This window comes from Streptosporangium lutulentum (assembly GCF_030811455.1).
GTDB lineage: Bacteria > Actinomycetota > Actinomycetes > Streptosporangiales > Streptosporangiaceae > Streptosporangium > Streptosporangium lutulentum.
The window spans coordinates 7,523,519-7,535,521 of sequence record NZ_JAUSQU010000001.1 but is presented as its reverse complement, the minus strand read 5'-3'; the positions used below and the strand labels follow the sequence as shown (position 1 = coordinate 7,535,521).

The window sequence follows — 12,003 nt, the reverse complement described above, 5'->3', positions numbered from 1 at the left end:
ATGATCTGGCACTCAAGATGTCCACACCTCGGGGTGAAGGCCCTCCATCTCCGCGATCTTCGACAGCACGTCGAGCTCCTCGGCGGCTGCCTTGTTGCCACGACCGCGGTTCGCCTCCTTCTTCAGTTCCGCGGCGCGCTCCTTCATGGCAGCACGTTCTTCCTCGGAGAAGCCGTCCGTGCTTTTCCTGCTCTCCGCGCTCACCGCTGTCACTCTCCTCGTCGTCATCGGTGTGAAGTGCTTGCGACGTTAGCCGTGCTGCGAAGCCGGTGCTTCTCGATTCTTGACCGATGCTCGCCCCGTGCCTCTGGACACACCTCGTCGTACGGGCCCACACCATCGGCTGTCGCCTGCGGCAGGTGAGATGGAACGATGGCGCGTATGAGTCTCGGGCGTGCGGAGGCGCAACGATTGCACGACATCGCCGTGATCCGTCGTGTCCGAGACCGGATCGACCGTGAGTACGCCAAGCCGCTGAACCTTCAGGCGCTGGCCGCTGGGGCGCACATGTCGGTCGGGCACCTGAGCCGGGAGTTCCGTCGCGTCTACGATGAGTCTCCGTACTCGTATCTGATGACCCGGCGGATCGAACGGGCGATGACGCTGCTGCGCCGCGGAGACCTCAGCGTCACGGAAGTGTGTTTCGAAGTGGGTTTCTCCTCGCTGGGCACGTTCAGCACGAGGTTCACCGAGCTGGTCGGCGTGCCGCCGAGCGTCTACCGGCGTGACCATTCCCAGGCCGCGGCGGGTATCCCGCCGTGTCTGAGCAAGCAGGTGACCAGACCGGTCAAGAATCGAGAAGCCCGCGCCCGGTAGTCATGCGTAGCGTGATGGGCATGAAGGTCACCATTCAGCACGCCTTCCTCCCGCACACCGACCCCGAGGCCGCTCTGGTTTTCTACCGCGACATCCTGGGCTTCGAGGTCCGGGCCGACGCCGGCTACGAAGACCTGCGGTGGATCACCGTCGGCCCGGTCGGACAGCCCGGCACCTCCATCGTGTTGCACCCGCCGGCGGCCGATCCGGGCATCACCGATGAGGAGCGCCGCACCATCCTGGAACTCATCACCAAGGGCGTCTACACCGCCGTCACGCTGGCCACCGACGACCTCGACGGGCTGTTCGACCGCCTCCAGGCCGCGGGCGCCGATGTGGTCCAGGAACCCGTCGACCAGGACTACGGAGTCCGCGACTGCGCCTTCCGTGATCCCGCCGGCAACCTCATCCGCATAACCAGCGCATCTGACTGAGCCGGCCCGCACCACTCTCACCGGATCAACCGACCCCCGAAAGCACGGAGGAACCATCCGATGCCGCTCTCCGTAGACATCATCACTCTTGGTGTACCGCAGGTGGAAGCCGCACGCGCCTTCTACACGTCCGCGTTCTCAGCCACGGCCATGGACGACGACCACACCACCGGCCTCGACCTTCACGGCACCGGGCAGCTCGCCCTCCGCCGGGTCGACGCGCTCGCCACCGACTCCGGTGCGGATCCGGCGACTTCGGGTTTCCGGGGCTACGTCCTGTCCTCCATCGTCAACCGGCCCGCCGAGGTCAAGGCCTTTCTCGATGCCGCCACAGCCAGGGGCGCGACGGTCATCAAGCCGGCGAAGAAGCAGCTCTTCGGTGAGTTCACCGCCGTCTACCAGGCACCGGACGGGGCCGTGTGGAAGCTGGCCGCGGCCTCCAAGAAGGACACCGGTCCCGTCCCCGACCCGCCGAAACCGACCGAGACCGCCGTCTACCTCGGCGTCGCCAAGCCGACGGCATCCAGGGTGTTCTACGAGACGCTGGGCATGAGCGCCGACCACGACTACGGCGACAAGTTCATCGACTTCGCCATCGCCGACGGCGGGTGTCGGCTGGGACTGCTGCCACGCAAGGCCCTCGCCAAGGACGCCGGTGTCGACGAGCACGGCGACGGCTTCCCGGCGCTCGTGCTCACCCACATCGCCGCTTCCCGTGACGACGTCGACGCTCTTCTCGCCGCCGTAGACCCTGCCGGCGGCCGGGTCACCGCCGCAGCGACCCGGTCCGACCGGGGCGACTACGCAGGGCACTGCATCGACCCCGACGGCTACCACTGGAGAATCACGTCAAGGAGCTGCTGACCGGGGCGGCTGCGGCAACGGCCTGGAACGGCGGAAAGTCCTGTGCCTCCCCAAGAGCCGCCTGCCACTCCTCATCCCCGTTGGGGAAGAAGAAGCCCGTGTCCTGGTCCGGATGAGAGCTGGTCACCCCCGAGTCCTCATAAAGGAGAACCAGCTCGATCTGCCGAAGTTCGCCGCAGCCATCGAACTGACCGTCCGCGCAGGGCACGGCCACTTGCCGGGCGAAGCTCATGCTCGGACGGTGATCATTCCAAGACCGGCGCCCCCATTGCAGGATGAACCCATCAGAGTCGGAATCCGGTCGGGTATCGATTCCGGTGACCTTCGTCTGGGCGAACTCTGCGAACGCCGCCCACGCGGCCATGGTGTCCGTGATGGCGTCGGGTGCTTGCCCGTGTCGGCGCAGGATGCAGGCGAGGAGGTCGGGGCCGGCCTGCCAGGCGACGAGGGTCACGGAGGGACCATACCGCCGAGCGCCGTCAACGCCGCACCGACAAGGGACATCGGTTGAGAGCCGTGCCCACGCGTCGTCGCTCGCCGACGCGGCTGCGGGATTAAGGCTTACGAGGCCAGCCACTCGCGTGTGTTGTGACCGGGGCTGGTCGGTTCGACATCACGTTCGGGCTGGTTGATCTCGGCCCACACCGCGTCGAGGGAGAGGCCGAGGGCATCGGCGATCGCAGCGATGGTCGGGAAGGCAGGGGTCGCGACGCGGCCCGTCTCGATCTTCCGGAGGGTCTCCGGTGAGACGCGTGCGTCGAGCGCGGTCTCGAGCATCGAGCGCTCTCCCCTGGCGCGACGCAACAGGGCGCCGAGGCGCTGTCCGCGCTCGACCTCGACGGGAGTGAGCGGCAACCTGACCATGATTCCGATTATAGTACCGGGATAATATGGCCGGTATAGTTATTGGTTTCATGAGAAGGGCGCCGCATGATCGAGATCCTGAACTCCACCGAGCTGGCCCGTGCGAAGGACACGGGTGCCCTGGTCGCCGACATTTTGCAAACACTGAAGAGCCGTAGCACGGTCGGCACGAGCCTCCTGGACATCGATCGGTGGGCCAAGAGCCTGATCGTCGAGGGTGGAGCGCAGTCCTGCTACGTCGACTACGAGCCGTCCTTCGGACGCGGGCCGTTCGGCCACTACATCTGCACGGCCGTCAACGACGCCGTGCTCCACGGACTGCCGAACGACTACACGCTTGCCGACGGCGATCTGCTGACGCTCGACCTCGCCGTCTCCAAAGGCGGAGTCGCCGCGGACTCCGCCATCAGCTTCATCGTGGGCGACTCGAAGCCCACGGAGAGCGTCGCGCTGATCAGCGCGACCGAGCGCGCGTTGAGCGCGGGGATAGCCGCCGCCGGACCTGGGGCTCGCATCGGTGATATCTCCCATGCCATCGGCTCGGTCCTCAGCGAGGCGGGGTACTCGATCAACACCGAGTTCGGAGGTCATGGCATCGGATCGACGATGCACCAGAGCCCGCACATTTCAAACACCGGACGGCCCGGCCGCGGGTACAAACTGCGCCCCGGTCTGCTGCTCGCACTGGAGCCGTGGGTCATGGAGGACACCGCCAAGCTCGTCACCGATGCCGACGGGTGGACGCTCCGAAGTGCGACGGGCTGCCGGACGGCACACAGCGAGCACACGATCGCGATCACCGACGACGGAGCCGAAATCCTCACCTTGCCGAAGCCGGCGCGACCGTGAGGTCGAAGCCACGCCTGCCCCTGTGCTCCCGGCGCCTCGGATCTTCTGGGAGGACCCCAGTTGACACGCCGGTACAGCCAGGTGCGTGCCCAGCTCCAGGCCGGACAGGCGAACGACCTGCGACGACGCCACGCGCTTGGTCGCCTGTACCGAGGACCGGCTTCGCCGTCTCCGCGACCTCCGAACGCCGGAAGCGCCTCAAACCGGGTGACGCGATCACGATGCACGAGACTCGGCCGCCCGCCGGAACGGCACGCGTCATCGAGATCATGCCACCCGGGGTGGCCGTGGTCGATCGTGCCGAATACGTCTCCACCGGAGAGCGGATTCGTCACCGTGGCGTCGTTCCTGTGGAAGTCACGATGAACTCGTACTCGACCTGGTCGATCAGGTTGCCGTCACCGAAGTCGTACCCGCGGACCGCACCCGATTCGGTGAAGCCGTTCTTGGCATAAAAGCGGCGTGACCGGGGTGTATCGCGCAGCGTCCACAGGTGCACCCGGCTGAAGCCGTCCTCGCGCAGCTTGCGCAGGGTCGCAGCCATCAGGGCGCTCGCGATACCGGTGCCCCAGCCGGCCGGGTGTCCGAAGAAGCTGAAGATCTGAGCCCTATCCGGCCGAGCCGGTGAGGAGCCGAAGAAGGAGAGAGCCAACGGTCGCTCCTCCAGCGCGGCAAACATGACGGTGTCCTCTCCCTTGGCGAGCCGGTCGTGCCACTGGGTGCGCCGCTGCCGCACGGCCTCGGCGAAGAACTCCGGGGCGAAGAAGCCGATGTAGGCCGCCTTCCAGGACTCCGCGTGGATCTCGCCCAGCACGTCCCCGTCGTCGGCGGAAGCCTGGAAAATCGCGAAGTGCTTGGTCATCGGGTCACCGAGTACTTACAGCGTGGAGGTCCCGTCCTTCAGGACGGGAAGGAAACACAGAACGGTCACCCATGATGGTCTCCCGGTTTTGTCGGTGGGCATCGGTAGGTTGCTCGGCGTGTCCCGCTACCGGCTGCAACCCTCACCCGCCCAAGAAGCGGCGCTGCTGGAGCACTGCGGGCACGCCCGATATGTGTGGAACCTGGCCATAGAACAACACGCCCACTGGCGGGGCGGGCGCACACCGGCGCCGGGGTTCACCGAGCAGTGCCGACAACTCACCGAGGCCCGTGCCGCCTCGCCGTGGCCGGCCGCCGGGTCGGTCATCGTTCAGCAGCAGGCGCTGAAGGACTTCCATCAGGCGATGGCGAACTTCTTCGGCCAAACCCACCGGCGGCCGAGATGGCGCCGGCGCGGCCGAAACGAAGGCTTCCGGATCGTCGCGGTCAAGGCCGGTGATGTGCGCCGCCTGTCGTGATGTGCGCCGCCTGTCGCGCAAAGTCGGTCAGGTGCGCATCCCCAAGGTGGGATGGGTGCGGTTCCGGTGGTCCCGCGCCATGGGGGAAGCGAAGTCCTTCCGGGTGACCCGGGATGCGGCGGGCCGCTGGCATGTGGCGTTCGCGATCATTCCGGAGCCGATTCCGGCCCCGGGGACGGGTGCGGCCGTCGGCGTGGATCGGGGTGTGGTGGTGTCGGCGGCGTTGTCCACCGGTGAACCGCTGACCGTTCCCACCTTGGGCGAGGCGGAGAAGAAGCGGCTGCTGCGGTTGCAGCGCGCCCTGGCCCGCGCCCGGTCCGGGTCCAAGCGCCGCGCCAAGGTCAAGGCCGCCGTCGCTCGGCTGAAGGCGCGGGATGGTGATCGGCGCAAGGATTGGGTGGAGAAGACCAGCACCGATCTGGCGCGGCGTTTCGACGTGATCGGCATCGAGGACCTGAAGATCTCCGCGATGACCCGGTCGGCGAAAGGCACCCTGGAGGCACCGGGTAGGAACGTGCGGCAGAAGGCGGGGTTGAATCGGGGCATTCTGGCCAGCGGGTGGGGGCGGTTGGCGGCCCGGCTGGAGGACAAGGCTCCGGGCCGGGTCTGGAAGATCGATCCGCGGTATACGTCGCAGACTTGTAACGCCTGCAAACATGTCGCCCGGGAGAGTCGTGAGAGCCAAGCTCTCTTCCGGTGTGTGGCCTGCAAGCACCAGGATCACGCCGACGTCAACGCGGCGAAGAACATCCGAGATACCGCCGAGGGATATGCGGTGGCTGCGCGGGGAGGCTTGCCGTTGGGCGGGCCTGCGAACCGCGAACCTCAACGTGATCTCCTCCTGGTGGGGTAGGTGCCGTTGAATCCTCTGCCCTTCAGGCAGAGGAGGATGTCAAGATCTGGATCAGGTTTCCGCAGGTGTCGTCGAAGACCGCCATGGTCACCGGCCCCGCCTCCATCGGCTCCTGCGTGAACGTCACCCCCAGCCCGCGCAGCCGCTCGTACTCCGCCTGCACGTCCGTGACCTGGAACGAGGCGGCCGGAATGCCGTCGGCGACCAGCGCCTCCTTGTACGGCTTGACCGCGGGGTGCCCGTCCGGCTCCAGCAGCAGCTCCGTGCCCTTGGGGTCCTCCGGTGAGACGACCGTCAGCCACCGGGCCTCGCCCAGCGGGATGTCGTGCTTTGTGGTGAAGCCGAGCGCCTCGGTGTAGAAGTCGAGGGCCTTTTGCTGGTCGTCCACGAACACGCTGGTGACATAGATCTTCACGGTGCCTGTCCTTTCCTGGTGACCGGCCACCGCTCGAAGATGGCGGCCAGGGGGGTGGTGTCGAGGTGGTGGAACTTGTACCGTCCCTGCTTGCGCGTCGTGATCAGCCCGGCCTCCTCCAGCACCGCCAGATGCTGGGACACGGCCTGCCGGGTCAGGTTCGACTGATGTCGACTCGTCAGGCGGACACAGATCTCGAACAGCGTCTGACCGTCGCGCTCGGTCAGCTCGTCGAGGATGGTTCTCCGAGTGGGGTCGGCGAGGGCCTTGAAGACATCGCCCATGCGGGCGATGATAGGCAAGTCGTCACTTGCCTGTCAAGCATGCCTCCGGCGGGGCGTTCCGGCTCCGGGAAGAGGGGCGCGCCGGACGGTCACCGTCAGGCTTTCCTCTCCGCGTGCCCTGGGTCGACCGCGTCCTTCGACGCCGCGGTCAGGGGCTGGTCCGTCAGGGCGGCGGCGAAACGCGCCGCGACCGTCCCGACCGCGGCACGGAGTTCCTGCCCGCCGTCGACGCGGAAGGCGAACGGCATGCTCGCCAACCACTCCTGCGCGTACATCGCCGGATTGCTCGTGCTGCCGACGAGCACGCACCCGTCTCCCGATGGCTCAAGCCGTCCCATGGGAGACCGGACCCAGGGCGCCACCTCGGCCAGTGGGGCGTCGAACACAACGCGAGTGGGGAACTCCCACCCGGTGCCCAGGTTCTCCTCCAGCGCCGCCACCGGGTCGAGGCCGTCGGGCGGCTCGAACGCGTGCGTGGTCTGCTGAACCGCGCGGACCCGGTCGACCCGGTAGGTACGGATCGCGTCCGCGCGATGGGAGTGACACAGGAGGTACCAGCGCCCGTGGCGGACGACGACCGCCCAGGGATCCACCTCGGCCTCCCACTCGTTGCCGGCCTCGCTTCGATACGTGACCAGCACGCGACGCCGTACCGCGACGGCGGCGACGAGTGCGCTGACGGTGGCGGGGTCCGGACGGGTCGAGTACCGGTCGGGCGCGGCCGACGCATGCTCTCGCAGCGCCGCCGCCTGCCGGCCGACGCTCTCGGGCAGTGCCCGGATGACCTTGCCCAGAGCGGAGCCGACGAGGTCGTCGACGTCGGTGGCCGCCGGCTGGCCGTCGAGCACCGCCATGACCAGACCGAGTGCCTCGGGCTCCGTGAAGGCGACCGGAGGGAGCCTCGTCCCGCGCCCGAGCCGGTACCCGCCATAGGGGCCCCGGGCCGACTCGACGGGGATGCCCGCCTCTCGGAGGATCCCGACGTACCGGCGCGCGGCCCGCTCCGTGACCCCCAGAAACGCGGCGAGTTCGTCGGCCGTCACGCCGGGGCGGGTCTGGAGGATCTCCATGGCACGCAGCGCTCGTGCGGTGGGGCTGAGATCGGTCGGCACACGAGCAGATTAGGTGGTCACGGGACAAACCGGAAGTAGATTGTCCGGAACCGGTCCTAGCATGCGTCCATGACCGAGTTCTCCCTCTTCAAGGAATGTCTCAGCATCGTCCTCAACGAGGAATGGGAACACCGGCTCTACGCCGAACGTGATCTGACCGCACTGGAGAAAGAGAACTGATCATGGACATACTGCTCATCGCCGGCCTGTGGCTCGACGGATCCGCGTGGAACGAGGTCGTGCCCACGCTTGAGGCACTCGGCCACCGTCCCGTGCCGCTCACCCTCCCCGGGCAGGGCGACGGATCCACCTCGGCCACGCTCGACGATCAGGTGGCGGCGGTGCTGGCCGCTGTGGACTCGGCGTCCGGAAAGACCATGGTGGTGGGGCACTCCGCCGCCTGCACCCTGGCGTGGCTGGCCGCCGACGCGCGACCGGAGAAGGTCGCCAAGGTCGCCCTCATCGGAGGCTTCCCGTCCGCCGACGGGGACTCCTACGCCGACTTCTTCGAGCTGAAGGACGGCGTCATGCCCTTCCCCGGCTGGGGCCCGTTCGAGGGACCGGACTCCGCCGACCTCGACGAGGAGACCAGGCGAACCATCGCGTCCGCTGCGATCTCCGTCCCCGGGGGAGTGGCCAAGGGCGTGGTACGTCTGACGGACGAGCGACGCTTCGAGGTCCCGGTCGTACTCGTGTGCCCCGAATTCACCCCCGCCCAGGCTCAGGAGTGGATCGGCGCCGGTGACGTGCCCGAGCTCGCCAAAGCCAAGCACATTGACGTCGTCGACATCGACTCCGGCCACTGGCCCATGGTCACCAAGCCGATCGAACTCGCCCGGATCCTGGCCGCGTCGGCCGCCGAGGCCTGACCTGACGTCGCGGACAGGGGCCGGACACGTCACGCGCCATCGACGAGGAACTCCGCTGCGGACCTTTGGCCGACGTCTCTCGACGCCGGGTTCACGGCGGTGATCGACCGGCTGGGCGGCGAGCGGTTGTTGTGCCTCGAACTCGCGGGCCGGGACAATGGAAACGCGCGGAAGGACTCAAGGATGTCGTACACGACCCGGCCCCTGGACGCCTCTACCTGGGCTGCCTTCGCGGAGCTCGTCGAGCGCAACAACGGGATCTTCGGTGGGTGCTGGTGCATCGGTTTCCACCAGGAGCGCCGCCAGGAGGGGATCAGCCATCGCGCGGCCAAGGAGGACCGGGTCCGGACTGGCGGATCACCTGCTTCTACGTCGACAAGAAGCACCGCGGCCAGGGCGTCGCACGGGCGGCGCTGGAAGGCGCGCTCGACCAGATCGCCCATGCCGGCGGCGGCCTCGTCGAAGCCATCTCCGAGGTGACCACCGGCCGCGAGGCGCCGGGCCGTTTCCTGTTCAGCGCGACCGTCGAACTCCTCGAGCAGTTCGGATTCGCCCGCGGACGGCAGGTTGGCAAGCACGCATGGATCGTGAGCAAAGTGGTCGACCCGGTGTGAGCGTCCGCCACCAGGCCCCTACCGCATTCGCAGCTGATCTCGTGCAACATCTTCAATGGGTGTTGCGTTTGCCCCTGCTCAGCGGTCTTGACCACAGGCCTCGTGGATGACGAGAAGGGGCGCTGTCTGCCGAAACCGCTGCACGCCGGGACGTGTGGCGTGGGCGCCGGTCCAGGTCGGCGGCGACCCGAGCCGTCCATCGATCTGCGCGCTCGCCGTAGCCAACCCACTCGCCGCCCTGCGACGCGCCATCGAGGTCGTATGCTGCCCCAGTGGACGCGGTCGCGATGCTCGAATGGCTCCTGGAGCGCGACGTGAGTGCCCTGCTCAGGGTGGACGCCGAGCGTCAGGGCGTTCGACCCTAGACCTTCCACGCGAGCGGCGGCCCCCAAGACGACAGATGGACTATCCGAGCCGACGCTGACTCCGCAGAAGAATGCCTCCACCGGGTTCGCAAGGCGCTCAAGGCCCATGGGCTGGATCCACCCGAGTAATAACCGCTAACACAATAGGTACGGACGCTACGATGCCGCGGTGTCCCAAGAAACGTTGATCGTGGCGGTGGCCCAGACTTCCTCCGAGCCGGGAGACGTGGCCGCCAATGCTCGTGCGGCGGTGGATTCGATCCGAGCGGCCGCCGAGTCCGGGGCGAAACTGCTCATGTTTCCCGAACTCTCTCTCGTCGGCTATGACCTTGACCTCTTCCACGATCCGGCGGCGTGGGTGACCGAGGACGACCCTCGGCTGAACGTCGTCCGGCGGACCGCGCAGGACTGCGGGGTGACGGCGGTGGTGGGCGCCGCTTACCGCCAGGCGGACGGCACGGGCTGGATCGCCTCGCTGGCGGTGCGCCCGGACGCGAGCATCCACGTTTACGGCAAGCGGAATCTGCACGGCCGGGAGCGCGACCTCTTTCAGCCCGGTGGGCCGGGCCGGCTTCTCGACGTCGACGGCTGGAAGATCGCCCTCGCCATCTGCTACGACGCCGGGGTGCCGGCCCATGCCGAGGACGCCGCCCGTCGAGGCGCCGATGTCTACGCCGGATCGGTCCTGTACACGCTGGCGGAGACACGGCGGCTGGACCTCCACTTCGCGGCACGGGCCATGGACCACCGCATGTTCGCGGTCGCCGCCAACTACGCCGGCACGGGGCCGGGTTGGGTGTCGTGCGGCGGCAGCGGGGCCTGGCACCCGGACGGGACGCGGTTGACACAGGCCGCGACCGGTCCGGGCCTGTTCACCGCGTCCCTGTCACGCGGCGAACTGCAGGCGTTGCGTGACAGGGACACACGGGCCGGATACCCGCGCGGAGCGGCGTAGTGATGTTCACCGGTTCGGATGAGACACCGATCCGGAGACGCGAGACGGCTCATCTCGTCGTCGAAGGCCGATGCCGGCCGCCGGCCCCGCGGCCTGAGCCACGCTCACCGGACTCGGTGGTCAGGGGGTGCGGCGCAGGGTACGGCTGGTCAGGGGGTACGGCGGTCAGGGGGTGCGGCGCAGGGGTGGACGGACGGCCCAGGTGGCCCAGCGCCAGAGCCATTCCAGGGGACCCTGGCGGTAGCGGCGCAGCCAGAGGGTGGAGACCAGCCACTGAGGGATGAGGATCGCTCCGGCGATCAGGAGCACCGTCGCCGAGGACCAGCCGTCCGGCGAACTGCCGATGAGGCGGGCGGCCATCAGGACGAGGAGCGTGGCGGACAGGTAGTTGGTCAGCGCCATCCGGCCCAGCGGCGCGAAAACCCCCTGGAGCACCGGCCGGAGCGGCGTTCTGAGCAGGAGCAGCAGAGCGCACACGTACACACCTGCGAGCAGCAACCCGGCGAGGGCGAACCAGGAGGTGAAATCATCCGTGCCGGAGGCACCCGACTCGATCTGCATCCACACCGCGGGCACCGCGCCCGCCGCGAAGACCAGGCCCAGCGCGGCCGGAACACGGGCGGAGCGCTCGATCCGGTCGATGACGCCGTATCGGGTCAACGCCGAGCCCAGGAGGAACAGCCCGGGCACCAGCGCCAGGTGTTGCTGGCCGAAAATCGGCGGCGTCACGGTGAGGACGGCGGCGAGCCCCGCGACGGCCCAGCGCGGCAGCCAGGTCGAGGGCAGCAGCACCAGCAGGCCGACGACGGCGTAGACGGTCAGGATGTCGCCCCGCCACAGGAGGAACATGTGAGCCAGGCCCACGGCGAGCAGCACCAGGAGCCGGCGCAGCAGGAGCACCCGCGGACGCGGGACGTTTCGTCCCGCGGACTCCAGCAGCAGCGAGAAACCGATGCCGAACAGCAGGGAGAAGATCGGGAAGAATCGCTGGTCGACGAACAACCCCGGCCCCAGCCAGGCGTCGTCTCGATTCGCCGTCACCACGGGCCGCACGACCGATACGGCGTCGACCATGTGGGCGATCGGCTTGACGTTGGCCAGCAGGATTCCGCACAGGGCGAACCCGCGCAGCACGTCGAGCGCGGTGATACGCGGCCGGCCGGAGGAGGTCGAGGAGGGAAGCCCCGATCCGGTGGCTTTCGGCGCCGGGGGGAGCGTTGCAGGTGGCATGGGCTCATCCTGCGATCCCCGTTCCGAGGCCGGATCGGTCGAAAGTAGGGTTCGCGGCGGTCCGGGCCATACTTCAGGCCGCTTCGGCGCGAGGTGGAGACCTCCTGGCCTGATCGCCCGAACTGTGGGGTGGCCTCCT

Annotated in this window: 17 protein-coding genes; 9 read left to right on the top strand and 8 right to left on the bottom strand. The window is 68.1% G+C overall.

The genetic code is table 11. The features are described 5' to 3' along the window. Positions 1-12: 12 nt before the first annotated feature. Complete coding sequence (locus J2853_RS33845) at positions 13-204, bottom strand: hypothetical protein (RefSeq protein ID WP_307564770.1); 192 nt, start codon at positions 202-204, stop codon at positions 13-15. 177 nt (positions 205-381) lie between these two features. Between J2853_RS33845 and J2853_RS33840 the strand changes: the two genes are divergently transcribed. From J2853_RS33840 to J2853_RS33830, 3 genes are read left to right on the top strand one after another with little or no spacing between them, the layout of a single operon-like run. Then, positions 382-816, top strand: a complete 435-nt coding sequence (locus J2853_RS33840; protein WP_307564769.1) for a helix-turn-helix transcriptional regulator — start codon at positions 382-384, stop codon at positions 814-816. A gap of 20 nt (positions 817-836) precedes the next feature. After that, entirely contained in the window at positions 837-1,250 is a 414-nt protein-coding gene (locus J2853_RS33835) for a VOC family protein (RefSeq protein ID WP_307564768.1), read from the top strand. Positions 1,251-1,310: 60 nt separating this feature from the next. Continuing rightward, positions 1,311-2,114 carry a VOC family protein gene (locus J2853_RS33830; RefSeq protein ID WP_307564767.1) on the top strand — a complete coding sequence of 268 codons (804 nt, stop codon included), beginning with the start codon at positions 1,311-1,313 and terminating at the stop codon, positions 2,112-2,114. Here the strand turns inward: J2853_RS33830 and J2853_RS33825 are convergent. After that, positions 2,095-2,568: a hypothetical protein gene (locus tag J2853_RS33825; RefSeq protein ID WP_307564766.1), complete on the bottom strand. Its 474-nt coding sequence runs from the start codon at positions 2,566-2,568 to the stop codon at positions 2,095-2,097. The genes J2853_RS33830 and J2853_RS33825 overlap by 20 nt on opposite strands. Positions 2,569-2,675: 107 nt before the next feature. Next, the gene (locus J2853_RS33820; protein ID WP_307564765.1) at positions 2,676-2,978 is read right to left on the bottom strand and encodes a helix-turn-helix domain-containing protein; all 303 of its coding nucleotides are present in this window, start codon (positions 2,976-2,978) and stop codon (positions 2,676-2,678) included. A 66-nt stretch (positions 2,979-3,044) separates the two neighbouring features. Between J2853_RS33820 and map the strand changes: the two genes are divergently transcribed. Further along, a complete protein-coding gene (map, locus tag J2853_RS33815) occupies positions 3,045-3,827 on the top strand; it encodes a type I methionyl aminopeptidase (protein WP_307564764.1) in 783 nt (260 codons plus the stop codon). 331 nt (positions 3,828-4,158) lie between these two features. Here map and J2853_RS33810 read toward each other — a convergent pair whose 3' ends face one another. After that, complete coding sequence (locus J2853_RS33810; protein WP_307564763.1) at positions 4,159-4,689, bottom strand: GNAT family N-acetyltransferase; 531 nt, start codon at positions 4,687-4,689, stop codon at positions 4,159-4,161. 118 nt (positions 4,690-4,807) lie between these two features. Here J2853_RS33810 and J2853_RS33805 point away from each other — a divergent pair, with 118 nt between their 5' ends. After that, a complete protein-coding gene (locus J2853_RS33805; RefSeq protein ID WP_307564762.1) occupies positions 4,808-5,167 on the top strand; it encodes a helix-turn-helix domain-containing protein in 360 nt (119 codons plus the stop codon). A gap of 1 nt (position 5,168) precedes the next feature. Further along, a complete protein-coding gene (locus J2853_RS33800) occupies positions 5,169-6,020 on the top strand; it encodes an RNA-guided endonuclease InsQ/TnpB family protein (RefSeq protein WP_307564761.1) in 852 nt (283 codons plus the stop codon). Between the two features lie 22 nt (positions 6,021-6,042). Here the strand turns inward: J2853_RS33800 and J2853_RS33795 are convergent, their stop codons facing one another. The 3 genes from J2853_RS33795 to J2853_RS33785 form a co-directional block, all read right to left on the bottom strand. Beyond that, complete coding sequence (locus J2853_RS33795) at positions 6,043-6,435, bottom strand: VOC family protein (RefSeq protein WP_307564760.1); 393 nt, start codon at positions 6,433-6,435, stop codon at positions 6,043-6,045. After that, positions 6,432-6,719 carry an ArsR/SmtB family transcription factor gene (locus tag J2853_RS33790; RefSeq protein ID WP_307564759.1) on the bottom strand — a complete coding sequence of 96 codons (288 nt, stop codon included), beginning with the start codon at positions 6,717-6,719 and terminating at the stop codon, positions 6,432-6,434. Before J2853_RS33790 ends, J2853_RS33795 begins: the two co-directional genes overlap by 4 nt. Positions 6,720-6,814: 95 nt before the next feature. Then, entirely contained in the window at positions 6,815-7,831 is a 1,017-nt protein-coding gene (locus tag J2853_RS33785; protein ID WP_307564758.1) for a helix-turn-helix transcriptional regulator, read from the bottom strand. 182 nt (positions 7,832-8,013) lie between these two features. On the opposite strand from J2853_RS33785, the gene J2853_RS33780 reads away from it, so the two are divergent. The 3 genes from J2853_RS33780 (at position 8,014) to J2853_RS33770 (ending at position 10,634) form a co-directional block, all read left to right on the top strand. Further along, entirely contained in the window at positions 8,014-8,700 is a 687-nt protein-coding gene (locus J2853_RS33780; RefSeq protein ID WP_307564757.1) for an alpha/beta fold hydrolase, read from the top strand. 269 nt (positions 8,701-8,969) lie between these two features. After that, positions 8,970-9,314 carry a GNAT family N-acetyltransferase gene (locus J2853_RS33775; RefSeq protein ID WP_307564756.1) on the top strand — a complete coding sequence of 115 codons (345 nt, stop codon included), beginning with the start codon at positions 8,970-8,972 and terminating at the stop codon, positions 9,312-9,314. Between the two features lie 534 nt (positions 9,315-9,848). Next, entirely contained in the window at positions 9,849-10,634 is a 786-nt protein-coding gene (locus tag J2853_RS33770; RefSeq protein WP_307564755.1) for a carbon-nitrogen hydrolase family protein, read from the top strand. Positions 10,635-10,799: 165 nt separating this feature from the next. Here J2853_RS33770 and J2853_RS33765 read toward each other — a convergent pair whose 3' ends face one another. Then, entirely contained in the window at positions 10,800-11,864 is a 1,065-nt protein-coding gene (locus J2853_RS33765; RefSeq protein WP_307564754.1) for a DUF418 domain-containing protein, read from the bottom strand. Positions 11,865-12,003: the final 139 nt, after the last annotated feature.

What these genes read in the sequence shown, in the direction of transcription:
- J2853_RS33820 (WP_307564765.1), bottom strand. Translation starts at nt 2,978, where the DNA reads ATGGTCAGGTTGCCGCTCACTCCCGTCGAGGTCGAGCGCGGACAGCGC.
- map (WP_307564764.1), top strand. Translation starts at nt 3,045, where the DNA reads ATGATCGAGATCCTGAACTCCACCGAGCTGGCCCGTGCGAAGGACACG.
- J2853_RS33780 (WP_307564757.1), top strand. Translation starts at nt 8,014, where the DNA reads ATGGACATACTGCTCATCGCCGGCCTGTGGCTCGACGGATCCGCGTGG.
- J2853_RS33835 (WP_307564768.1), top strand. Translation starts at nt 837, where the DNA reads ATGAAGGTCACCATTCAGCACGCCTTCCTCCCGCACACCGACCCCGAG.
- J2853_RS33790 (WP_307564759.1), bottom strand. Translation starts at nt 6,719, where the DNA reads ATGGGCGATGTCTTCAAGGCCCTCGCCGACCCCACTCGGAGAACCATC.
- J2853_RS33840 (WP_307564769.1), top strand. Translation starts at nt 382, where the DNA reads ATGAGTCTCGGGCGTGCGGAGGCGCAACGATTGCACGACATCGCCGTG.
- J2853_RS33830 (WP_307564767.1), top strand. Translation starts at nt 1,311, where the DNA reads ATGCCGCTCTCCGTAGACATCATCACTCTTGGTGTACCGCAGGTGGAA.
- J2853_RS33810 (WP_307564763.1), bottom strand. Translation starts at nt 4,689, where the DNA reads ATGACCAAGCACTTCGCGATTTTCCAGGCTTCCGCCGACGACGGGGAC.
- J2853_RS33765 (WP_307564754.1), bottom strand. Translation starts at nt 11,864, where the DNA reads ATGCCACCTGCAACGCTCCCCCCGGCGCCGAAAGCCACCGGATCGGGG.